The sequence below is a fragment of the Novosphingobium resinovorum genome, assembly GCF_027922145.1.
GTDB classification, from domain to species: Bacteria; Pseudomonadota; Alphaproteobacteria; order Sphingomonadales; family Sphingomonadaceae; genus Novosphingobium; species Novosphingobium resinovorum.
In genome coordinates this window covers 1-23,384 of record NZ_BSFC01000030.1, presented here as the reverse complement: position 1 = coordinate 23,384, position 23,384 = coordinate 1, and the positions used below count along the sequence as shown (strand labels likewise).

The window sequence follows — 23,384 nt, the reverse complement described above, 5'->3', positions numbered from 1 at the left end:
ACAAAGTTTTACTCTACCAGTTATGTAGAGAATCTTTGTTGCCGCGCACCATGAGTTCTCTACTCAAACGGTTGAGTTTCAGGCGGCCGCCCGGTCGCCGGTAGCGCCATGCAATGAGGGTCTTTCCATGAACACGTTCCTGCGTGCCACCACGCTCGCCCTGCTCGGGTCGAGCGCGCTGGCTGCCGTCCCCGCATACGCCGAAGAGGCACCAGCCGCCGAAGCCGCTGCCGACGCAGAAGGTGGTGGAGGCCTCGATATCATGGTCACCGCCCGTCGCCGCAACGAGCGCATCCAGGACGTACCGGTGGCCGCGAATGCCTTCGGCGGCGAGCAGCTGGCCGCGACGCGCACCTACAACTTGCGCGACCTGCAGCAACTGACTCCCAGCCTCGTCGTCACCAACACCAACCCGCGCAACACCAGCATCAACATCCGCGGGCTGGGCAACAACGTCTCGGTCTACAACGACGGGCTGGAGCCGGCGGTCGGCGTCTATGTCGATCAGGTCTACCTCGCGCGGCCCGGACAGGCAGTGTTCGACCTCTCGGACGTGGAGCGCATCGAAGTGCTGCGCGGCCCGCAGGGCACGCTGTTCGGCAAGAACACGTCGGCGGGCGCGGTCGTCGTCACCACCAAGTCGCCGACGTTCGAGCCCGAGGCGGGCGGCGACGTGACCTTCGGAAACTACGATTTCCGGCAGGTCCACGCCTATGCCAGCGGCGCGCTGGTGGACGATCTGCTGGCCGCGCGCCTCTACGTCTCGAAGACCGACCGCGACGGCTACATGACCAACCGCTACGACGGTTCGGACACGCAGGACTATCACGATTTCGGCCTGCGCGGGCAGCTGCTGTTCACGCCCGCCAGCAACTTCAAGCTGCGCCTGATCGGTGACTACGGCCGCCAGCATTCCAAGACGGCGGCGGCGGTGCTGACCGGCGTGCTGACCCAGTACGACAACGGCACGGCGTTCGCGAACAACTATTACGCCCGCGCCGCGCGCACCGGCTATACGCCGCTGCCGATAGATCCTTCGGCGCGGCAGGTCGATGTGGACGCCAACCCGCGCTACAAGATGAACCAGTGGGGCGTGACCTCGATCGCTGACCTCACCATCCCGGGCAACACGATCACCTCGGTCACCGCCTACCGCGCGTGGAACTGGTATCCGCACAATGACGGCGATTCCACCAGCCTCGATGCCGGCACCGACTTCCACCAGAGCAACGAGCAGCGCCAGTTCAGCCAGGAACTGCGCATCGCCTCGGAAGGCACGCGCAAGGTCGATTACGTCGCGGGGCTCTACTACCTGTGGCAGGCAATCGATGCCGAGTCGCTGAATGCCTATGGCAGTGACGCCGCCGCATGGTTCGTGGCGCCCAGCGTGGACCGCACAGCCGCCGCAGCCGCACTCAACGGCTACACCATCCTCGGCCACTCGCGTCCTGTGACCAACAGCTACGCCGCCTTCGGTCAGACGATCTGGCACGTGACGCCCACGCTCGATCTCACCACGGGCCTGCGTTACACCTACGAGACCAAGACCGGCTGGTTCGAGCAGACCGCCACCGGCGCCAGTCTCGACGGGCTGACCACCGCGCAGCTTGCCGCCGCCAATACGATCCGCTCGCGCTACGGCATCGCCAATTCCTATTCCGCCAGCACGAAGGAAGGCCGCCTGTCCGGCTCGGCGACGCTGTCGTGGAAGGTCTCGCCCGATGCGCTGGTCTATGCGACCTATGGGCGCGGCCACAAGTTCGGCGGCCTCAACCTTGCCAACATCGTGACGACGGGCGCCTTCGCCGCCGATCCGGTCATCAAGCCCGAGACGATCGACAGCTACGAACTGGGCGTGAAGACCGCATGGTTCGGCAATAAACTGACCGCCAACCTCGCCGCGTTCTGGACCGACGACAGCGATTACCAGACTACCGTGGTCGATGTGGAGCGCAACAACCAGTCCTACTTCACCAACGTCGGCAAAGTTCGCACGCGCGGTTTCGAGGCGGACCTGCGCGCAAATCCGGCGCCGTGGCTCTCACTCTACGCCTCGGGCGCGTTCACCGATGCGAAGTACGTGGACTATCCCAATGCGCCGTGCCCGATCGAGGTCACCGGGCAGACCACCTGCGACCTTAGCGGGAAGCGCCTGCCGGGCGTGTCGAAGTGGGCGGCCTCGGCAGGCGGCGAGGCGCGTCAGGGGGTGGGATCTGTGCTGGGCCGCGATAGCGAAGTCTATTTCGGCGCGGACTATAGCTACCGCTCGGACTTCAACACCACCGCCAGCCTTTCGCGCTATTCGCTGATTCCCGGTTATTCGCTGGTCAACGCACGCATCGGCGTGCGGGCGCTGGACGGGGTGCTCGACATCCAGCTGTGGGCGCGCAACCTGACGGACAAGCTCTATTACCTGAGCCTGTCGGCAGGCAACACCGGTGCGGTCACCGGCACCCTGGGCGATCCTCGTACCTACGGTGTGACGCTCAGGACCAAGTTCTGAAATCCGGCATGAGCATCATTCAGCACTCCACCTGATCTGCGGAGAACCAGCACGGCTTTGAGCAGAGTTCAAAGCCGTGCAAGTGCGGGCAGCAACTTCGTCGATGCAGCGCTGCTGCTTCAGGAAATCGATGTATTCATGGCGCGCTCGGCAGAAACCTCAAACCCGTTCGACCGCCAGCGCCAGACCCATGCCCACGCCCACGCACAGCGTGGCGAGGCCGCGCCTGCCGCCGGTCTTCTCCAACTGGTGCACCAGCGTCAGCGCCAGCCGCGCACCCGACATGCCGAGCGGGTGGCCCAGCGCGATCGCGCCGCCGTTCGGGTTCACCTGCGGCGCATCATCGGCCAGACCCAGTTCGCGCATGACGGCAAGGCCCTGGCTGGCAAACGCCTCGTTCAGTTCGATCGCGTCGAAGTCTCCGATCGTCAGCCCCAGCCGCGCCAGCAGCTTGCAGGTAGCCGGAACCGGGCCGATGCCCATCACGCGCGGCTCCACCCCGGCCGAAGCCATGCCCAGGATACGTGCGCGCGGGGTCAGGCCGTGGGCCTTCACCGCCGCCTCGCTGGCGACGATCAGCGCCGCCGCGCCGTCGTTGATGCCCGAGGCATTGCCCGCCGTCACCGTCCCGCCCGGCTCGAACAGAGGCTTCAGGCGGGCGAGCGTCTCCAGCGTGGTGCCGCGCCGCAAATGTTCGTCCACCGAGACTTCCACCACGTCGCCGCTGCGGCGGCCGGGGACCGGGGTGGTGACGATCTCCTCGGCGAAGAAGCCGGATTCCTGCGCCGCCGCCGCGCGATCCTGACTGCGCAGCGCGAAGGCGTCCTGATCGGCGCGCGCAATGCCGAAGTCCTTCGCCACGTTCTCGCCGGTGCGCGGCATCGTCTCGGTGCCGTAGAGCGCATCGAGCGCCGGGTTGACGAAGCGCCAGCCCATCGTCGTGTCTTCCAGCTTCTGGGCGCGGCCGAAGGCGCTGTCGGCCTTGCCCATCACGAAGGGAGCGCGCGTCATGCTCTCGACGCCGCCCGCGAAGGCCAGGTCCATCTCGCCCGCGACCACCACCCGCGCCGCCGCGCCGACCGCTTCGAGGCCCGAGGCGCAGAGGCGGTTGAGCGTCACGCCCGGCACCGTATGCGGCAGGCCCGCCAGCAGCAGGCTCATGCGCGCGACGTTGCGGTTGTCCTCGCCCGACTGGTTGGCGCAGCCGTAGAAGACTTCCTCCACCGCCGCCGGATCGAGGCCGGGATTGCGCGCCAACAGCGCTTTCAGCGGAACCGCGCCCAGATCGTCGGCACGGATCGCGGCCAGACCGCCGCCGTAACGGCCGATGGGCGTGCGCACCGCGTCGCAGATATAGGCAGTTCCACTCATCGCTCGTCCTCGCTCGCTTTTTTCGCCGCTTAGCAAGCGGATGGGCGAGCGAGGGGCTTACGCGAGGCGCTCCGGGGGAATATCACAACCGGGAAAGATGCCGCGCGCAGACCGGCGCGTTTGCCTCTCCCAGCGGCATCCCGACAGTGCGCCCGGCCTGTCAGGCGCGGATCGTGAGGGTTTGCGCTACGATCGCATAAAAGAGGATGTCCATGGCCCATCGCCCACGCTTCGCAGCGGCAATCGCCGCCGTCTCGCTCCTAGCCCTCGGCGCGGGCGGCCATGTCGCCGCCCAGGATGCGGATAGCGCGCAGAAACCCGCCTCGGCCGCGACGCTGCGCTACTTCGAGGAGACCACCGCCAGCCTGCCGTGGAACGACAAGGAGGACTTCGACCTCGCCACGCGCGGCTTCGTCGCAGGCATTCCCGGCAGCGAAATCACAAAGCCCGACGGCAAGCGCATCCGCGACCTCAAGGAACTCGACATCTTCAAGGGCAAGCGGCCCGATACCGTGAACCCCAGCCTCTGGCGCAATGCGCAGCTGTTGTCGCAATCCGGGCTCTTCAAGGTGACCGACCGCGTCTATCAGGTGCGCGGGATCGAGCTGGCGAACCTGACGGTCGTGCTCGGCAAGACCGGCTACATCGTCATCGACACCCTGACCACGGTGGAGAGCGCGAAGGCGGCGATGGACCTCGTCCGCGCCAAGCTGGGCGACAAGCCTGTGATGGGCGTGATCTACACCCATTCGCACATCGACCACTTCGGCGGCGCGGCGGGCGTCATCAGCCCGGAAGAGGCCGCCGCGCGCAAGGTGCCGATCGTGGCGCCGGGCGGCTTCCTCAAGGAAGCGATCTCGGAGAACGTGATCGCCGGTCCCGCCATGAGCCGCCGCGCGATCTATGCCTTCGGCCACCTCATCGGCACCGGTCCCAAGGCGGACATCAGCGACGGCATCGGCCCGGCCTTCAACCGCCTCGGCAATGCAACTGGCGCGGTCCACATGCTGCCGCCCACGCACGAAGTCACGAAGACCGGCGAGACGATGACCATCGATGGCGTCGATCTCGAATTCCAGTACATGCCCGATACCGAGGCGCCCGCCGAAATGGCGATCTTCATGCCGCAGCTGCGCGTGCTCGACATGGCCGAGAACGCCAACTCCTCGCTGCACAACATCCTGACCCTGCGCGGCGCGCAAGTGCGCGATGCGAAGGCCTGGGCAGACGATCTGACCAAGTCCATCGCGCTTTATGGCGACCGGACGGACACGCTCATCACCTCGCACTTCTGGCCGCACTGGGGCAATGCGAAGATCCTCGACTACCTCGGCGCGCACCGGGACATGTACAAGTACCTGCACGACCAGTCGGTGCGGATGATGAACGAAGGGATGACCGGCGAGGAGATCGCCGAGAACCTCAAGCTGCCGAAGCCGCTGGCCGACCGCTGGTTCAACCAGGGCTACTACGGCACGCTCAGCCATGACGCCAAGGCGGTCTACCAGCGCTATCTCGGTTGGTACGACGGCAACCCGGCGAACCTCAACCCGCTACCGCCCGAAGCCGTGGCGACGAAGTACGTCGAGGCGATGGGCGGACCGGAGGCGGTGCTGGCGCTGGGCCAAAAGGCGGTGGCGGCGGGCGATTACCGCTGGGCCTCGGAACTGCTCTCGCGCCTCGTCTTCGCGCAGCCGGACAACCACGCAGCCAAGCTGGCGCTGGCCGACAGCCTCGAACAGCAGGGCTATCAGGCGACCAGCTCGATGTGGCGCAATGCCTTCCTCACCGGTGCGAAGGAATTGCGCGAGGGCGTGAAGACCGGCGGTTTCGATTCGGTCGCGGGCGCGATCCCGGCGATGCCGCTTTCGGACATCCTCGACCTGCTGGCGGTGCGCCTCGTGCCCGAGCGGGCGCTGGCGGCGCCGATGGCCTTCGACCTCGTACTGGATGGCGTCGCGGAGCACGTGGAAATCCGAAATGGCGTGCTGATCCATCAGCCTATCGGCAAGGCTTCCGCGCAGAAGCTGGAACTGACGCGCGCGCAGCTCATCGCGGCGATCACGAAGAAGCCGCAGGAAAGCGCCCTGCCCGCCGATACCGCGCAGCGCCTGAGCGCCTTCCTCGCGCTGGTGGAGGCGCCCAAAGGCACGTTCGGACTGGTGACGCCGAAGCCCTGAACCACACCCCTCGTCATTGCGAGCGCAGCGAAGCAATCCAGGGCCGTTTGCGCCGCCATGGATTGCTTCGCTTTGCTCGCAATGACGAAAGGAGGGAGGACACCATCATATCCGTGAATATGGCCCGGCCAGTGCGCCGGGCCTCCCCGCCCGAAGGGCGACGGGCCTAAGCCTCGTCCATGACCATCACCGTAACCCGTGACGGCGCCGTCGCCGTCGTCGCCTTCGACCGGCCCGCCGCGAAGAACGCCTTCACCATGGCGATGCGCGGGGAGTTCATCGCCGCCTTCGCCGATCTCGAAGCCGACCCCGGGGTGCGCGCGGTGGTGCTGACCGGCACCGGCGGCGCGTTCTGCTCGGGCGCGGACATCGGCGAGATGGGCGAGACCACCCCCGACGACTTCCTGCGCCGCATGCGCCAGCTTCACGCCATGGCCCGCGCCGTCGCCCGCTTCCCCGCGCCGGTCATCGCGGCGGTGGACGGGGTGTGCATCGGCGCCGCATGGGGCTTTGCGCTCGCCAGCGACATCGTGCTCGCCAGCGATCGGGTTCGCTTCGCCGCCACCTTCCGCCGCATCGGCTACGCCCCCGACGCCGGGCTCGCCTGGCATTTCCTGCGTACCATCAACCCGATGCGCGCGAAGGAGATCGTCTATTCCGGCCGCGAGGTCCACGCGCCCGAAGCACTCGAACTCGGCCTCGCGATGGAAGTTCTCGCCCCCGAGGCGCTGCTGCCGCGCGCGATGGAACTGGCGCGGATGATCGCGGACGGCCCGGCCACCGCGCTCCACCTCGCCAAGCGCCAGTTCGCCGCTGCGCCCGCGATGAGCTTTGAAAGCTTCCTCGACTTCGAGGCGGCCATGCAGCCGCTGCTCGGCCAGACCCGCGACCACCGCGATGCCGTCGCCGCCTTCCGTGACAAGCGCGCGCCCATCTTCAACGCCGGCTGACCGCCCGCGTATCCCTCTTCCATGGAGCCCACAATGATCCGTACCGAACAGACCGGCCCGATCCTGACGATCACCCTCGATAATCCCCCGGTCAACGCGCTGGGCGCGGCGTTGCGCAGCGGGCTGGCACAGGCCATCGCCAAGGCCGCCGACGACATCGCCGTCGGCGCCGTCATCGTCACCGGCAGCGGCAGGCTGTTCAGCGCAGGCGCGGACATTTCCGAATTCGGCAAGCCGCTCGCCGATCCGCAGCTGCCCGACGTCCTCGCCGCGATCGAGGCCTGCCCCAAGCCGGTGATCGCCGCCATCAACGGCACCGCGCTCGGCGGCGGCCTCGAAGTCGCGCTCGCCTGCCACTACCGCGTCGCACTGGCCTCGGCCAAGCTCGGCCTGCCCGAAGTGAAGCTCGGCATCCTGCCCGGCGCAGGCGGAACGCAGCGCCTGCCGCGTCTCATCGGCGTCGAGGCGGCGCTGAAGCTGATCGTCTCGGGCGATCCGGTGCCCGCCGCCAAGGCGCTCGCCAGCGGCCTCGTCGACAAAGTCGTCGAGAATGCCGAAGACCTGCACGCCGCTGCCGCCAGCTTCGCCGACAGTCCTGCACGCCCGACCGGCGAGCGCGCCGTCTTGGGCGATGCCGCCGCTGCGGATGCCTTCGCCGCCGCCAACCCGCGCCTGTTCAAGGGCTTCACCGCACCCATCGCCTGCGTCGAGGCGGTGAAGGCCGCCGCTACCCTTCCAATCGCGGAAGGCATGGCGGTGGAGCGCCGCCTGTTCCTCGAACTCGTCGCGGGTGAGCAGTCCCAGGCCCTGCGCCACGCCTTCTTCGCCGAGCGCGCCGCCGCCAAGGTGGACGATCTGCCCAAGGACATCGCCCGGCGCGACATCGCGCGCGTCGGCATCATCGGTGCGGGTACGATGGGCGGCGGCATCGCCATGAACTTCCTCTCGGCGGGCTTGCCCGTCACCATGGTCGAGACCAATGCCGAGGCGCTGGAACGCGGTGCCGCGCTGATCCGCAGCAACTACGAAGCCACCGCCGCCAAGGGCCGCCTCACCACCGATCAGGTCGAGGCCGCGATGGCGCTGCTGACGCCCACGCTCGAATTCGGCGCCCTGGGCGAATGCGACCTCGTGATCGAGGCGGTCTACGAAAACATGGAGGTCAAGAAGCAGGTCTTCGGCCGCCTCGACGCGGTGGCCAAGCCCGGCGCGATCCTCGCCTCGAACACCTCGTACCTCGACGTGGACGCGATCGCCGCCTGCACCTCGCGGCCCGAGGACGTGCTGGGCATGCACTTCTTCTCGCCCGCCAACGTCATGAAGCTGGTCGAGGTCGTGCGCGGCGCCAAGACCGCGCCGGACGTGCTCGCCACCGTGATGGCGCTCGGCCAGAGGATCGGCAAGGTGCCGGTGGTCGCGGGCGTGTGCTACGGCTTCATCGGCAACCGCATGCTGATCCCGCGTCAGGACAACGCCCTTGCCCTCGTCATGGAAGGCGCCAGCCCCGAGCAGGTGGACAAGGTCCACACCGATTTCGGCATGCCGATGGGGCCGTTCCAGATGACCGACCTCGCGGGCGTGGATATCGGCTGGCACCGCGACGAGACGCGCATCGACAACCTCAAGGACGCATTGTGCGCGCAGGGCCGCTGGGGCCAGAAGACGAAGGCCGGCTTCTACGACTACGACGCAAACCGCAAGCGCAGCACCTCCCCCGTCGTCGCCGCGCTGATCGAGGAATTCCGCGAGCGTGAAGGCATCACCCCGCGCGCAATCTCGAACGAGGAGATCGTCGCGCGCACGCTCTACACGATGGTCAACGAAGGTGCGCTGATCCTCGAGGAAGGCATCGCGCAGCGTTCGTCCGACATCGACGTGGTATGGCTCTACGGCTATGGCTGGCCGCGCTGGACCGGCGGCCCGATGTTCTGGGGCGAGCGCGAAGGCTTCGCCAAGATCGTCGCCGGACTGGAGTACTACATGGACCGCATGCCCGAAGGTTTTACCATCGCCCCGCTGCTGCGCACGCCGCAGGCCGAGCCGGTCGCATGACGGGCAGCTTCGCCTTCTCCTATGGCCCGCGCCTCGTCAGCGGCGCGGGCAGCGCGGATCGCATCGCCGAGCTGCTGCCGGAAGGCCCGGTGCTGTTCGTCACCGATGCGATGATCGTGAAGCTCGGCCTTGCCGGGAGCGCGCTGGCGGCGCTGGCCGCCTCGGGCCGGGACGTGACGATCTTCTCCGAAGTCGAGGCCGATCCCTCGCGCGCCACGCTGGAGGCCGTGGTCGCGCGCGGCCGCGAATGCGGCGCGGCAAGCGTCGTCGGCTTCGGCGGCGGTAGCCCGATGGACGTCGCCAAGCTGGCCGCCTACCTGCTCGGCTCGGGCGACGATCTCGACACGATCTGGGGCGTCGGCAATGCGCGCGCCAAGGGCCTGCCGCTGGTGCTGGTGCCGACGACAGCGGGCACCGGCTCGGAAGCCACCCCCGTCTCGATCATCACGCTTCCGGGGGACGAGAAGCGCGGCGTATCCTCGGCCGCGCTGGTCGCCGGGCATGCGGTGCTCGACCCGGCGCTGACGCTCGGCCTGCCGCGCCCCGTCACCGCCGCCACCGGCATGGACGCGATGGTCCACGCGATCGAGGCCTATACCTCGGCGCATCTCAAGAACCCGATGTCCGACCTGCTCGCCCGCGAAGCGCTGCGCCTGCTCGCCGCCAACCTGCTCCCCGCCTGCGAGGAGCCGGGCAACGTGGCCGCGCGCGAGGCGATGCTGCTGGGCGCGCATCTGGCGGGGGTGGCGTTCTCCAACGCCCCGGTCGCAGGGGTCCACGCCCTCGCCTATCCGCTCGGCGGGCGCTTCCATGTGCCGCACGGCCTCTCCAACGTGCTGATGCTGCCGCATGTGCTGGGCTTCAACATGAGCGCGGCGATGCCGCTCTATGCCGAGCTTGGCCCACTGGTCGATCCGGCGCTGGAGGGCCTCGGCCAGCAGGCGCAGGCACAGGGCCTGCTCGAAGCGCTGCGCGACATGGCCGCAAAGGCCGGGATGCCCGCGCAGCTGGCGGCCGTGGGCGTGAGCGCCGAAGACATCGACCAGCTCGCCGCCGACGCGATGCTGCAGGAACGCCTGCTCAGGAACAACCCGCGCCCGATCACGCTGGATGACGCGCGCAAACTCTACGAGGCCGCCCTTTGAGCCGTGAACCCCTGCGCCCGCGTGACGCCTACCGCCACTTCACCCCGATCAGCACCCGCTGGCACGACAACGACGTCTACGGACACGTCAACAACGTGGTCTACTATTCGTGGTTCGACACCGCCGTGAATTCCTGGCTGATCGAGGTCGGCCTGCTCGACATCGAGAACGGCAACCCGATCGGCCTCGTGGTGGAGACCGGCTGCCGCTACGCCGCCTCAGTGGAGTTCCCGCAGAAGGTCGAAGTCGGCCTGAAAGTGGCGCGGCTCGGTTCGAGCAGCGTGACCTACCACCTCGGCATCTTCGTCGAGGGGGCCGAGGAACCGGCGGCGGAGGGGCACTTCACCCACGTCTACGTCGACCGCGACAGCCGCCGCCCGACACCGCTGCCCGAGGCGTGGCGGGCGGTGCTGGAGGGGATTGGCTGAAGTTTGATCGGGAGGTGTTGCAGCGCCACGAATGCGTGCGATGTTACGTCAAAAAGCGCCCCTTTGCAGACGTGCAATGGTTGTGAGAAGAGTGGGCGATGATGATGACCCGCTACCGAGTTTATCTGGCCAGAAAGGCGTTTCCACTCGACGGCCTAGCGCTGATCAATGAAATGCGAACGCAGCTAATTCCTTGGATTGCACTGCCCCTACTTTTATGGTGCGGATGCTGGCTCTTCTCAATTTCCGATGAAGCCCAGCGCTGGGCGATGCGTGGCGCATTGGGCGCTACAACCGTTGGGTCTGGCCTTGTCGTGTGGGAATTTTTTGTAGGGCCGCTGTGCACCACCGTCTCCACAGCTTGGAAACGACGCGACCGGACCTAGCTTTACGTGCGTAAACCAGCCTATCGCCCCGGAATCCGGACCAACCTTAAGCGCCCCGTTGCGGTCGTTTGCGCAGCGGCGCATATCGATGCGATGGAAGCAGTCTTCATCCTTCACCATGTCCGCGCTGACGATGAGTATGGCGACGATGCGAAGCTGATCGGGGCATATCGCACAGAGAGCGACGCAAAGGCGGCGACGGAACGACTGTCAGGTCAGCCGGGGTTTGTAGATCACCCCGAGGGCTGGCAAATTGATCGCTACGTGCTGAACCACGATCAATGGTCCGAAGGCTTCGTAGGCGGAATCACCCCCGCTCCGGCGCCCGCTTCAGCGCCGCATACATAAGCCCCGCGCCCAGCGGGCCGAACACCACCGCCATCGTCGTAAGCGCCAGGTTCAGGCCCTTGGCGCCGTAGACGTGGTCGGTCATCAGCCCCACCAGCACCGAGCCGAAGGCCCCGCCCGTCAGGTTCACCAGCGCCATGTAGAGCCCAGTGTAAAGCCCGCGCAGCGTCGGCGGCACCACCGCGACGATCAGCACGAAGATCGAGGCGACCGACATCGAACTCACGAACAGGTTCGCGTAGGACATGAACACCGCCAGGCCCACCGTCGGCACGATCGGGCCGAGGATTGTGGTCACGCTCAGCACCGCCATCGAGGTGAAGGTCAGCCAGTACGCCGCCTTGCCGCCGAAACGCTTGCGCAGCCATGCATGGTAGGGATGAACCGCAAGGCACCCGGCGATCCCGGCCAGCAGGAACGCCGGGCCATAGCTCGTCGCCACCAGCGCGGGTGTCATCGCGTAGGAGCGCATCAGCATCGCCGGATACCAGTTGAGCAGCCCGTAATTGTTCATCGACCACGAGACGATGCCCAGCGCCAGCAGCGTTATCAGCGTGCGGTTCTCGCGCGCAAAGGCCAGCGCCTCGCCCTTGGCAGGCGCAGCGGCGGCGCGCTGCGCGGCACTGTGATCGCGCACCGTGGTCTGCACCAGCAGCGCCACCAGCAGGCCCGGCACCGCGAGCAGCAGGAAGACGACGCGCCACGGCTCTGCGGTGTCGATCAGCGGCAGGTCGTAGGGGCCGCCCGCGCTGAACTTGCCCAGCAGGTGCGCGCCCAGCATCATCGCCATGCCGCCGCCGACGTAGAGGCCGGTGGTGAACAACCCGATCGGCTTCTGCACCTTGTCCTGCGGGAAGCGGCTGGAGATGATGCCGATCGCCGCCGGGTTCAGCCCCGCCTCGCCCACGCCCACGAACATGCGCGCCAGGAACAGCGTCACGAAGCCGGTGGCGAACCCGCTCGCCGCCGTGGCGATCGACCATACGAGGATGCAGGCGGCCAGGATCGTCACCCGCCGCCCCTTGTCGAGCATGCGGCCGATGAACACCCCGCCGAACACATAGAGCACCGCGAAGGCCATGCCCGTCACCGCGCCGATCTCGGCGTCGTTGAGCGCAAGATCGCCCTTGATCGCTTCCACCAGGAAGCTGAGGATCACGCGGTCGATGTAGCCCAGCACCGAAACGGAGAAGAGAATGGCGACGACGTACCAGTCGTAACCGCCCACCTCGCGAGAGGAGGCAGGCGCACTCGCCGGTTGCATCGTGGTTGCCATGTTCTTCTCCCGACCCGTTATTCTAGCGCTATAGCCGCGATCAACGGCCCTGGAAGACCGGCGCGCGCTTTTCCTTGAAGGCGGCGATGGCTTCCTTCGAATCCTCGGTCTTCGACAGCGCGTTGGTGTTGTTCTGCTCGTAGCGGTAGCCGTCGCGCAGGGTCATGTTCTCGATCGTGCGCATGGAATCCTTGGCGAGCCGCGTCGCCATCGGGCTCTTGGAGGCGATGCTGCGGGCCATCTCCATGACCCAGGGCATCAGTTCCTCGACCGGAAGGCAGGCTTCGATCACGCCGCGGCGATAGAGTTCCGCCGCAGGCGCGCGCCAGCCGGTCAGCATCATGCGGCGCACCATCGAATGCGGCAGGATCCGCGCGGCGTGCTTGCCGCCACCCATCAGGCCCACGTCCACCTCGGGCAGCCCGAACACGGCGGTCTCGGAAGCGACGATGATGTCGCAGCTCGCTGCCAGCCCCAGCCCGCCGCCGAGCGCCGGGCCGTTGACCGCCGCGATCACCGGCTTGTTGCACTCGATGATGGCATAGCTGGATTCGCGCACCGCACGGTTGCGCTTCCAGGTAGCGCCGGGGGCGGAGACGTCGGGCCGGTTCTTGAGGTCTGCACCGGCGGAGAAGCACTTGCCCGCGCCGGTCAGCACCGCCACGCGCACGTCGTCGCGGTCGCTGATCTCGTCGAAGGCATCGGCGAGGCCGTGGATCATCTCCATCGACTGCGCATTGACGGGGGCATTGTCCATCGTGACCACGGCGACATAGTCGGCCACTTCGAGTCTGATCGTCATTTCGGCATCCTCAGGTTTGGCGACCATCTAGCCGCAACTGCGGCCCTTCCGTCGCGCATCGGAGCCTCGCGCGCGGGAGAATCCCATATGCGATGCGCCTCAATCCACATCCGCAGCATCGCCCGCGTCACCGAAGGCGGACCAGCCCCCGTCCACCGGCACCACCGTCCCCGTCATGTAGCCCGCACGAGGCGAGGCGAGGAAAGCGATGGCGTCGGCGATCTCCTCCGGCCGCCCGAGCCGCCCCAGCGGAATACGCCGCCGGATTCCGCTTAGCGAGCGCTTGCCCTTGGCCTCCAGCGCCATGACGCCGGGAGTGGCAATATAGCCGGGCGCGACGGCATTCACCCGGACCCCATGCTGCGCCCATTCGCACGCGAGCTGGCGCGTCATCGCCTCCACCCCCGCCTTGGCTGCGCAGTAGCTGTTGCGGCGGGGCAGTCCCCCGCGCGCCGCGATCGAGGATAGGTTGACGATGGCGCCGCCGCCCTGTCCCCGCATCACACGCGCCGCCGCTACCGCCAGCCGCAGCGGCGCGACGAGGTTGATCGCGAGGCCATGCTCGAAGGCGGCCAGCGTCTGTTTGGCGGTAGGCTGGAAATCGTCGGCGATGGCGGCGTTGTTGACCAGCACGTCGATCCGGCCATGCTGCGCAGCAATGCCTTCGATCATGGCGACTAGCGCGGCCTCGTCGGTGACGTCGAGCACATGCCCCTCGCGCCCTTCGGGCAACGCGCCAAGTTCGCGGTCGAGCACGATTACCCGCGCGCCGTCCGCCGCGAAGCGATCCGCCGTGGCCGCACCGATGCCGCGCGCACCGCCGGAAATGACCACCACCGGGCGGTCAGACTGCGGCGCTGCGGGCGCCTCTGTCGTGGCCGCCGCTGCGGTGCCGCCATAGGCAGAATAGCCACCATCCACCGCGATGCTGCCGCCGGTGACGTAAGCGTTGTCGGCCGCCCATACGATCGCCTCCGCCACGTCGGCCGGGCGCGCCATGCGGCCCAGCGGGATGCGCGCGGCCACCGTGGCGGGATCCACCTGTCCCTCAGCCACCAGCGCCTCGACGATCTCGGTCGCGACGTAGCCCGGCAGCACCGCGTTAACGCGCACCCCGTGCTGCGCCCACTCGCAGGCCAGCGCGCGGGTGAAGCCGAGGATCGCCGCCTTCGACATCGCATAAGGCGTGCGCCCCGCGATCGCCTGCAACGCGATGCCGGAGGAGAGATTGACGATCGCGCCGCCGCCTCGCACGATCATGCCGCGCCCGGCCTCTCGCGCCAGAAGATAGCTGCCGGTTAGGTTCACCCGCAAAAGCCGCTCCACCGTTGCGGCATCGAGGTCGAGCGCGGAGGTGCCTGCCGGATCGACGATCCCGGCGTTGTTCACCAGCACGTCGATCCCGCCATGCTGCGCAGCAATCTCCGCTACGGCCGCGACCACGGCGGCCTCATCGGCGACGTCGAGCACCAGTGCCTGATGCGGCGCGCCGAGTTCGGCCGCCGCGCGCCGGACCGCCCCGGCATCGCGATCGGCGAGCACCACGGTATCGCTGCGCGCTGCGAACAGCCGCGCCGTGGCAAGGCCGATCCCGGCCGCCGCGCCCGTCACCAGCACCACTCTTGCACCGTGCCGCTCCATCGTCTTCTCCCGTTCTCGTGTTCGCGTCAGCGAAGCACCAGGGCGACGACGCCTCAACCCGGCTCCGGCGCGGCGCCACGGCTATCACCTATGGGATAAGGCGGCGGCCCGGGCGGCGCCCGCTTGGGCGCGCGCGGCGGCCGGTCCAAGGCTGCGGTCATTCATTAGGGAGACCATCATGTCGCAACGACTGTCGGGGCGCGTCGCGCTCGTCACCGGGGCTTCGCGCGGGCTGGGCCGCGCTATTGCCGAACTCTTTGCTGCACAGGGCGCCGCCGTCGCCGTGCTCGATCTCAAGGAGCATTGGGCGCAGGCCGTCGTCGACGGCATCACCGCGCAGGGCGGCCGCGCCATCGCCATCGGCTGCGACGTATCGGACCGCGTGGCGGTGCAGGCGGCAGTGGCCCGCACGGCCGGGGAACTCGGCGGGCTCGACGTGACCGTCAGCAGCGCGATGTGGAACAAGTACGAGCCGATCGCGGACATCACCCCCGAGACGCTGGCGCGCATGTCGGGCGTGGGCTTCGACGGGATCGTGTGGATGACGCAGGCTGCGGCGCCCTTCATGGCGCAGCGCGGCGGCGGCTCGATGATCAACATCGCCTCGGTCTCGGCGCTCAAGGGCATGGTCAATGCGCTGCTCTACTGCGGCATCAAGGCGGGCGTCGGCGGGCTGACCCGCGCGGCCTCGGTGGAACTGGGCGCGCAGGGCATCCGCGTCAACGCGATCTCGCCCGCGACGGTGGCGACCGAAGGCGTGCTCTCGATGCTGGATGACGAGGCACTGGCGCAGCGCAAGGCGCGCATTCCGCTGGGCCGTCTGGGCGAGACCGACGACATCGCGCAGACGGCGCTGTGGCTGGCCTCGGCGGACTCGGCGTTCGTTTCGGGGCAGATGATTACGGTGGACGGCGGACTGGCGAACGCGATCCTTTGACAGCTCGTCATTGCCAGCGAAGCAATCCAGGGCGGCGTTATACTGCCCTGGATTGCTTCGCTTCGCTCGCAATGACGAAACTTATCCCGTCGCCCTGAACTTGTTTCAGGGTCCATCGGGCAGTCGCAACCGAAGGGTCGTGTCGCTAGCCGAGATCGCAGCTTACTATCCCAGCTCCGACTTGGCGGCACGATCGACCCTGAAACAAGTTCAGGGTGACGGAGCTTCGGGAGGAGGGCCTCCGCTCACAGCCAGCCGGGATCAATCTCCAGCACCTCGCCCCCAGCCGTGCAGCTTGCCAGCCATGCGCCCACGCGCGGCAGTTCGCAGGCGGTGAAGTAACGCAGTGCCCCTGCCGTGCCCGCCTCGATCCGCGCGCCCTTGCCGCGCGCAGCCAGCGCGAGGTCGAGCCAGATCCAGCCCACTACGGCATGCCCGAAAGCGAAGAGGAACGGCGTCGCCACCTCCAGTGCCCTCTGGGAGCCGCGCAGCATTTCGAGTGCGGCATCGACCTCGGCCCACGCCGCCCTCAGCGCTTCGGTCTCCGCAGCGAAGCCGTCCGCCGCAGCCAGCGTCGCCGCGATCCGCGCCTTGAGCACCGCCAGCCCCTCGCCGCCCTTCAGCAGCTTGCGGGCCAGCAGGTCGATGGCCTGAATGTCGGTCGTGCCTTCGTGGATCGGGTTGAGGCGATTGTCGCGGTAGACCTGCTCGACGTCGAAGTCGCGGGTGTAGCCGTAGCCGCCGTGGACCTGGATCGCCATGGCATTGGCCTCCAGCCCCATTTCGGACGAGAACGTCTTCACCACCGGCGTCAGCAGCGCCAGCAGCGCCGCGCTGTCGGCATCGTCCGCGTCGACCAGCCGCGCGGCGTAGAGGCACAGCGCCAGCGCGCCCTCGGCCAGCGCCTTCTGCGCCAGCAGCATGCGCCGCACCGCCGCGTGCGCGATGATCGGCACCAAGGCGCCATCGCTCCCGCGCCCTTGCAACCGCTCCTGCGCGTACGTCAGCGCATGGCCATAGCCCCGGCACGCCAGCGCCGCCGCACCGAGGCCGACCGAGATACGCGCCTCGTTCATCATCATGAACATCTGGCGCAGGCCCTGCCCTTCCGCGCCGACCAGCCAGCCGGTGGCGCCGCCGTTCTCGCCGAACGCCAGCAGGCAGTTGGGGATCGCCCGGTAGCCCATCTTGTGATTGAGCCCCGCCACCGCGACGTCGTTGCGCATGCCATCGGGCAGCACGCGCGGCACGATGAACAGCGAGAGGCCCGCCGTCCCCTCGGGCAACGCGCCGTCTGCGCCCGCGACTTTCGCCAGCACGAGATGGACGATGTTGCCGCCCACGTCATGCTCGCCGCCCGAGATCCACATCTTCGAGCCGACCAGCCGGTAGCGGCGGCCGAGATCGTCTTCGTTCTCGAACGTAGCGCGGGTGCGAACGACGCCAAGGTCGGACCCGGCCTGCGGTTCGGACAGGCACATCGTCCCCAGCCACTCGCCCGCGATCTGCGGCCGCGCGAAGGCATCGACTTGTGCGGGACTGCCGAACTCCGCGATCAGCCGCGCGTTGGCGACCGTCAGCATCGCGAAGGAGGACGTCGCGATGTTGGCCGCCGCGAACCATGCGAAGCTGGCGCAGCTCACCACGAACGGCAGGCCGTGGCCGCCCAGTTCCTCGGGAAAGCCTGCGCCGAACAGGCCCAGCTCGGCATATTCGCCCAAGGCCGCGCGCACTTCGGGGTGGACGGTGACGCCCTGCGGGCCGACTTGCGGCTCATGCGCGTCACCCGCCTTGAAGTGCGTGAGGAAGCGTTCGCGCGCCAGCGTTTCCGACAGGTCGAGCACGGCGTCCACCATATCGCGCTCGGCAAGCGCCTCGACCCTGAGCCAGTCGTGCAGGCACAAGTCGAGGAATTCGCGGTCGAGCAGGCGCGTCATGACTGCAGCAGCACCAGTGCGTCGAGCGGCACCACGCCTTCACCCTCGGGCATGACCTTGAGCGGGTTGATATCCACCCCGGCAAGGCGACCGTCATTGGCCGCCGCGAAACGCGACAGTGCGGCAAGGCTTTCGGCCAGCGCGGCGATATCCGAGGGGGCTGCGCCGCGCACGCCCTGCAGCACTTTGCCTGCCGTGGTCTCCGCGATCATGCGGCGCGCCTCCTCGGCATCGAAGGGCACGGCGCGGAAAGTCACGTCCTTCAGCACTTCCACCAGCACGCCGCCGAGGCCGAACATCACCACCGGGCCGAGCGTCGCATCGACGCTGACGCCCGCGATCACCTCGACCCCGCCCGCAATCATCGGCGCGATCAGCACGCCTTCGATCATGGCACCCGGCATCGCGGTGCGGGCGCGTTCGAGCACCAGCGCGCTTGCCTCGCGCACGGCGGCGGCGTCCTTGAGGCCCACCACGACGCCGCCCACTTCGGTCTTGTGGGCGATATCGGGCGAGCAGATCTTGACCACCACGGGATAGCCGATCGCGTCGGCCGCTGCCGCTGCCTCGTCGGGCGTGGCGGCAAGGCGCTCGTCGGGGAACGGCATCCCGGCCTCGGCCAGCACCTGCTTGGCGGCGCGCTCGCTGAGCGTGCCGGTCGCGGTCAGCGGGGCAGGCAAGGCGGGCAGCGCCGGGCGTTCGATGCGCGCAGCCGCAAAGCTCTCGGCGAAGCGCGCCACCGCGCCGAGCGCGCGGGTGAGCGCGACGCTGTCCTCGAACACGAGGAAGCCGCGTTCCTCATAGGCGCGGACAACTTCGGGCGGGGCGCTCATGGTGACGGCGCGGATCAGGCCTGCGCCGCCGGGACCGGCCGCCTCCAGCGCCTCGGCCAGCCGCGCGGAATAGCTGGGCAGCGCGGGCGTGGTGCCCAGGATCGCGACGAAGATGTCGTAGCCGCCCTGCTCCAGCACGACCTGGATATAGCGCGTCATCAGCGGCAGGTCGGTCATAGCCTGCGCGGTCGCGTCGATCGGGTTCACCGGCGAGGCGTAAGGCAGCAGCGCCTTGAGTTCCGCCTGCGCCTCGGCAGGCATCGGGGTGACGGCAAGCCCGGCCTCGTCGCCGTCGTCGGCCATCTGGATGCCGAGGCCGCCCGACATCGAGAAGATGCCCAGTTTGTTCCCGCCCGGCAGGCCCGCACGGGCGACGGCGTAGGCGATGTCGAGCTGTTCCGCCGTGCTGCGCGCGCGGTGGACGCCAAACTGGCGGCAGATTGCGTCGAACACGCCGTCGGAGCCTGCCAGCGCGGCGGTATGGCTGCCCACGGCATGCGCGCCCACTTCCGAGCGGCCGACCTTGAGCAGTACCACCGCGATGCCGCGCCGGCGGGCAAGGTCGAGCGCCTCGAAGAACACCGCGCGGTTCCGCACGCCCTCGGCATAGGCCATGACGACCTTCACGCCTTCGCGGTCGATCACCCAGCGCAGCGCCTCGGCCATGTCGACGTCGCATTCGTTGCCGGTGGTGATCCAGTGACGGATGCCGAGGCCGCGACCCCGGGCCAGCTGCGCGATGTGCGAGCCGTAGGCGCCGCTCTGCGAGACGATCGCCACCGGGCCGGGTTCGAGGAAGCCGTCGTCGAGCATGACCGAGAAAGTGCCGTAGTAGCCGATCGAACTGTCCGCCGCGCCGAGGCAGTTGGGGCCGAGCAGGCGCAGCCCTCCGGCGCGGGCGATGGCGACGATGCGCGCCTGTTCCTCGCGGCCTTCCTCGCCCATCTCGGCGAACCCGGCGGCGAAGATGATCGCGGCCTTCACGCCTTTCGCGACGCAGTCCTCCACCGCCGCGCGGGTGGCGGCGGCGGGCACGGCGAGGAGCGCGAGGTCGGGCACTTCGGGCAGCGCGGCGACCGAAGGCCAGGCCTGTTCGCCCTGTACCGTCTCGCGCTTGGGATTTACCGGATAGACGCGGCCCTGATAGCCGCTGGCGCGCAGATAGCGCAGCGGGCGCCCGCCGATCCGCGCGGCATCGTCCGAGGCGCCGACCAGCGCGATCGAGCGCGGCGCGAACAGCGCGTCGAGGCCGCCGGTTGCCGTTTGCGCTCCGGGCCGGATGTCTTCGCAGGTCGTCACGTCGGCTTTTCCTCTCACATTCGTTCGAGGCGAAGCCTTGTCACGGGGCATTGCGCGCCGGTATCGTCGGGCCGGACACCCCCGCGCATTTCACATCCGCGATATGCCGCCATCCCATCCGTGATAAGCGGACGCGCCCGCCACCCCACCCGGGATATCAGCCTTGTGATATTCCCCTCCGGACCCGCCCTGCGATTGAACGAAACGCCCCGAGCGCGGACTTGAGTGTCCCGTCACGAAGCATGCTGCGCAGCATCTGCCGCTTGCACGCCGTGACGTGAGAGAACAAGGCGCATCGCGCCGGGGCCAGATAACAAGGCGCGAGTGAGCGCCCGGGTTTGTGGGAGAAGAAGAGTGAAGATGTCCTCGATCATCAAGTGCGGCCTGCTCGCGACCAGCGCGGGGCTGGCGTTCGCCATCGCACCTGCCGCCATGGCGCAGGATGCCGCCGCCGACAGCGCCTCTTCTTCGGCCAATGACTCTGGCGCCCTCGACACCATCGTCGTCACCGCCACCAAGCGCGGCCAGGCTTCCAACGTGCAGGACGTGCCCTTCGCGGTCACCGCGTTCGGCGCCGCGCAACTTGAAGAGCAGCACTTCACCACGCTGCAGTCGCTCAGCTACAACATGCCCAACGTGCAGTTGAACGCGGTCGGCACGACGCCGGGCTATGCCAACTTCTCGATCCGCGGCCTCGGCATCAACTCCTCGATCCCCTCGATCGACCCGACCGTGGGCGTCTTCGTCGACGGCGTGTACCTTGGCGTCAGCGCCGGTGTCGTGTTCGGCAACTTCGACATCGAGGGCCTCGAAGTGCTGCGCGGTCCGCAGGGCCTGCTGTTCGGCCGCAACGTGACCGGCGGCGCCATGGTGATCCGCACCACCACGCCCAAGGACACCTTCTCCGCCGACGTGCGCGCCTCGGTCTCGTCCGGCCCCGAATACAAGATCAGCGGCACCGTGACAGGCCCGATCGTGCAGGACAAGATCTCGGCCAAGCTGGCAGTCTACTACGACAAGGACACCGGCTACTACCACAACGAGTACAACGGCAACGACGACCTCGGCAAGAACCGCACCTTCATCGTGCGCCCGGCCCTGCGCTTCACGCCGATCGACGGGTTCGAGTCCGTGTTCCGCTACGAATACGGCAAGTACGACGGCGACGGCGCGGTGGCGAGCAACCACGGCCTCTACCCGCGTGACAGCTTCCACGTGAACATCGACGAGGAAGGCTTCGCGCACAACTACTGGCACTTCGCCTCCAACGAAACCAACATCGATACCGCGTTCGGTGACGGCAAGATCACCAACATCATGGCCTACCGCGAATACAACTCGCGCGTGTTCAACGACATCGACGCCTCGCCGTCCTATGCGTTCCACTCGGGCAACACCACGCACCAGAAGCAGATGAGCGAAGAACTGCGCTGGGCCGGCACCTTCGGCAAGGTCGACGTGACCACCGGCCTGTACTACTTCACGCAGCGCATCGACTACAAGGAACAGCGTAAGCTGGCGAACGGCACCCGCACCCTGTCGGGCGGCGGTATCCAGAACCAGGATACCTACGGCATCTTCGGTTCGGCCGACTGGCACTTCACCGACACGCTGACGCTGAACCTGGGCGCGCGCTACACCACCGAGACCAAGGCGGTGAAGGTCGCCAACCTGACCGCGACCGGCTGCGACTACGAAGCGCAGACCTGCAACTACACGTTCAACGACAAGCACACCTGGAAGGGCCTGACCCCGCGCGTCGGCATGCAGTGGCAGCCCGATCCGGAAACGCAGGTCTACGGCTTCTGGTCGAAGGGCTTCCGTTCGGGTGGCTACAACTTCCGCAACGTCTATACCCAGGTCGATCCCGGCCCGTTCAACGACGAAGTCCAGAACTCGTATGAAATCGGCGTGAAGAAGGACTTGTTCGGCATCGCCCGCATCAACCTCGCGGCGTTCTGGAACACCATCGACAACGTCCAGCGCGAGATCCAGTTGCCCGTCGTGGGCGTGGGCACCGCGCAGATCATCACCAACTCGGCCGACGCGCGCATCCGCGGCCTGGAAGGCGAACTGACGCTCAAGCCCGGCGCCGGCTTCACCCTGGCGGGCCAGTTCGGCTACACCGAGGGCAAGTACACCGACGTGTTCTACGACCTCAACAACGACGGCGTCATCAACGACACCGACTACAACCTGAAGCTGCCGCGCCTCTCGCCGTGGAGCTACGGCGGCTCGATCGCCTGGACCGGCCAGTTCGGCGACTTCGGCCTCGATGCCCGCGTCGCCGCGAACTACCGCGACGCCGACTGGTACAACGACGCCAACACCGGCCTGATGCGTGCGGCCACCATGGTCGATGCCAACATCGCGGTGCGCTACGACAACTACACCGTCTCGTTCTACGGCACCAACCTGCTGAACGAGGCCACCTTCGGCGCCGAGGCCCCGCTGGCATTCTTCAGCGGCTCTACCTTCTCGCCGCTCAACAAGGGCCGCGTCTACGGCGTGGAGGTCTCGGCCAAGTTCTGAGGCCGACGACGCCAAGGCCGGCGGGTTTTGCACCCACCAACTGCCCGCCGGCCGGCTTTTGAATACCCACGACCCACCTGTGCTATCCATTCCGCTCTTGCTGAGCCTCTTCAAGGATCGGACACAACGCCGCGCCTGCCTCGGGGCCTTCGACAAACTCAGGCTGAGCGGGTCTGGATGGAGCGGATGAAAACGGCGGGGCTTGCCCCCCACCGCCGAGGCAACCCGACCCATGCGAAGCCTTCGCGCCCCTCCTACGGTCCCGACGCCGCCGACCAGGTCCAGTGGAACAAACTGCTTGACGTCATACCCGCCTCCCCCGCCGAGTGCGAGAAATAGGCGCATGCGCTGGCGCTCGACGCGGTGGCCTACCGCGGGCTGGCGGTGGCGCAGTACTGGCAGATGTACGCGCAAGGCGTGGACGTGAAGGACCCCGACTACACCGGCTTCAACCGCTTCCACCACGAACGCCGCCTTGCCTATCCCGGCTAAAAGGCATTCAAGACGCCCTACGTCGATACGCTCTATTCCAACGCCTGGCTGGACCTCACCGCCGGGCCGGTGCGGGGACGGTTGGCCACCAGGTCGCCTAGCACGAGACAGGCGGTCATGACGTCGCCAGCATCGTCCGACCGCAACCGGAAGCCTCGCGTCAGTCCTGCATAGATGGCGGGATATCGTTCTGCAGCAGTTGTGGCTCGGCCAGCGCTGCAGCCTTCGGGTCCCAGGCTTTCAGACGCCCCAGAAAGTTTGCCTGCGCCTGC

The 23,384-nt window shown here is 67.7% G+C and carries 16 protein-coding genes and 1 pseudogene; 11 read left to right on the top strand and 6 right to left on the bottom strand.

Annotation, left to right across the window (positions count from 1 at the left end; all coding sequences use genetic code 11):
- The first annotated feature begins 127 nt into the window (after positions 1-127).
- Entirely contained in the window at positions 128-2,503 is a 2,376-nt protein-coding gene (locus tag PKE80_RS18155; protein ID WP_271183691.1) for a TonB-dependent receptor, read from the top strand.
- Positions 2,504-2,662: 159 nt separating this feature from the next.
- Here PKE80_RS18155 and pcaF read toward each other — a convergent pair whose 3' ends face one another.
- A complete protein-coding gene (gene pcaF, locus PKE80_RS18150) occupies positions 2,663-3,874 on the bottom strand; it encodes a 3-oxoadipyl-CoA thiolase (RefSeq protein ID WP_271183690.1) in 1,212 nt (403 codons plus the stop codon).
- A gap of 212 nt (positions 3,875-4,086) precedes the next feature.
- Between pcaF and PKE80_RS18145 the strand changes: the two genes are divergently transcribed.
- The 6 genes from PKE80_RS18145 (at position 4,087) to PKE80_RS18120 (ending at position 11,363) form a co-directional block, all read left to right on the top strand.
- Positions 4,087-6,054 (top strand): alkyl/aryl-sulfatase, encoded by a 1,968-nt coding sequence (locus PKE80_RS18145; protein WP_271183689.1) that lies wholly within the window; start codon positions 4,087-4,089, stop codon positions 6,052-6,054.
- Positions 6,055-6,233: 179 nt separating this feature from the next.
- Positions 6,234-7,004 (top strand): enoyl-CoA hydratase/isomerase family protein, encoded by a 771-nt coding sequence (locus PKE80_RS18140; RefSeq protein WP_271183688.1) that lies wholly within the window; start codon positions 6,234-6,236, stop codon positions 7,002-7,004.
- 33 nt (positions 7,005-7,037) lie between these two features.
- On the top strand, positions 7,038-9,056 hold the full coding sequence (locus PKE80_RS18135) for a 3-hydroxyacyl-CoA dehydrogenase NAD-binding domain-containing protein (RefSeq protein ID WP_271183687.1): 2,019 nt from the start codon (positions 7,038-7,040) through the stop codon (positions 9,054-9,056).
- Positions 9,053-10,201 (top strand): iron-containing alcohol dehydrogenase, encoded by a 1,149-nt coding sequence (locus PKE80_RS18130; protein WP_271183686.1) that lies wholly within the window; start codon positions 9,053-9,055, stop codon positions 10,199-10,201. The genes PKE80_RS18135 and PKE80_RS18130 overlap by 4 nt, the downstream gene beginning before the upstream one ends.
- Positions 10,198-10,629, top strand: coding sequence for an acyl-CoA thioesterase (locus tag PKE80_RS18125; protein ID WP_271183685.1), 432 nt, complete (start codon positions 10,198-10,200; stop codon positions 10,627-10,629). The genes PKE80_RS18130 and PKE80_RS18125 overlap by 4 nt, the downstream gene beginning before the upstream one ends.
- A 479-nt stretch (positions 10,630-11,108) precedes the next feature.
- Positions 11,109-11,363, top strand: coding sequence for a DUF7336 domain-containing protein (locus PKE80_RS18120; protein ID WP_271183684.1), 255 nt, complete (start codon positions 11,109-11,111; stop codon positions 11,361-11,363).
- On the opposite strand, the gene PKE80_RS18115 is transcribed toward PKE80_RS18120, so the two are convergent.
- The 3 genes from PKE80_RS18115 to PKE80_RS18105 all read right to left on the bottom strand — a co-directional run bounded on the left by PKE80_RS18115 (position 11,323) and on the right by PKE80_RS18105 (position 15,082).
- Positions 11,323-12,639 carry an MFS transporter gene (locus tag PKE80_RS18115; protein WP_271183683.1) on the bottom strand — a complete coding sequence of 439 codons (1,317 nt, stop codon included), beginning with the start codon at positions 12,637-12,639 and terminating at the stop codon, positions 11,323-11,325. The genes PKE80_RS18120 and PKE80_RS18115 overlap by 41 nt on opposite strands.
- Positions 12,640-12,679: 40 nt before the next feature.
- Positions 12,680-13,441: an enoyl-CoA hydratase/isomerase family protein gene (locus PKE80_RS18110; protein ID WP_271183682.1), complete on the bottom strand. Its 762-nt coding sequence runs from the start codon at positions 13,439-13,441 to the stop codon at positions 12,680-12,682.
- Between the two features lie 99 nt (positions 13,442-13,540).
- The gene (locus PKE80_RS18105) at positions 13,541-15,082 is read right to left on the bottom strand and encodes an SDR family oxidoreductase (RefSeq protein WP_271183681.1); all 1,542 of its coding nucleotides are present in this window, start codon (positions 15,080-15,082) and stop codon (positions 13,541-13,543) included.
- A gap of 178 nt (positions 15,083-15,260) precedes the next feature.
- On the opposite strand from PKE80_RS18105, the gene PKE80_RS18100 reads away from it, so the two are divergent.
- Positions 15,261-16,019 carry an SDR family NAD(P)-dependent oxidoreductase gene (locus PKE80_RS18100; RefSeq protein ID WP_271183680.1) on the top strand — a complete coding sequence of 253 codons (759 nt, stop codon included), beginning with the start codon at positions 15,261-15,263 and terminating at the stop codon, positions 16,017-16,019.
- 245 nt (positions 16,020-16,264) lie between these two features.
- Here the strand turns inward: PKE80_RS18100 and PKE80_RS18095 are convergent, their stop codons facing one another.
- Both PKE80_RS18095 and PKE80_RS18090 read right to left on the bottom strand, forming a co-directional pair.
- Positions 16,265-17,956 carry an acyl-CoA dehydrogenase family protein gene (locus tag PKE80_RS18095; protein ID WP_271183679.1) on the bottom strand — a complete coding sequence of 564 codons (1,692 nt, stop codon included), beginning with the start codon at positions 17,954-17,956 and terminating at the stop codon, positions 16,265-16,267.
- Complete coding sequence (locus PKE80_RS18090) at positions 17,953-20,088, bottom strand: acetate--CoA ligase family protein (protein WP_271183678.1); 2,136 nt, start codon at positions 20,086-20,088, stop codon at positions 17,953-17,955. The genes PKE80_RS18095 and PKE80_RS18090 overlap by 4 nt, the downstream gene beginning before the upstream one ends.
- A gap of 360 nt (positions 20,089-20,448) precedes the next feature.
- Here PKE80_RS18090 and PKE80_RS18085 point away from each other — a divergent pair, with 360 nt between their 5' ends.
- The 3 genes and pseudogenes from PKE80_RS18085 to PKE80_RS25265 all read left to right on the top strand — a co-directional run.
- Entirely contained in the window at positions 20,449-22,620 is a 2,172-nt protein-coding gene (locus PKE80_RS18085; protein WP_271184013.1) for a TonB-dependent receptor, read from the top strand.
- Positions 22,621-22,983: 363 nt separating this feature from the next.
- Positions 22,984-23,112 (top strand): hypothetical protein, encoded by a 129-nt coding sequence (locus PKE80_RS18080; RefSeq protein ID WP_271183677.1) that lies wholly within the window; start codon positions 22,984-22,986, stop codon positions 23,110-23,112.
- A gap of 12 nt (positions 23,113-23,124) precedes the next feature.
- Positions 23,125-23,286 (top strand): annotated as a pseudogene (locus tag PKE80_RS25265) (DUF1254 domain-containing protein); the annotation flags it as partial.
- Positions 23,287-23,384 lie beyond the last annotated feature (98 nt).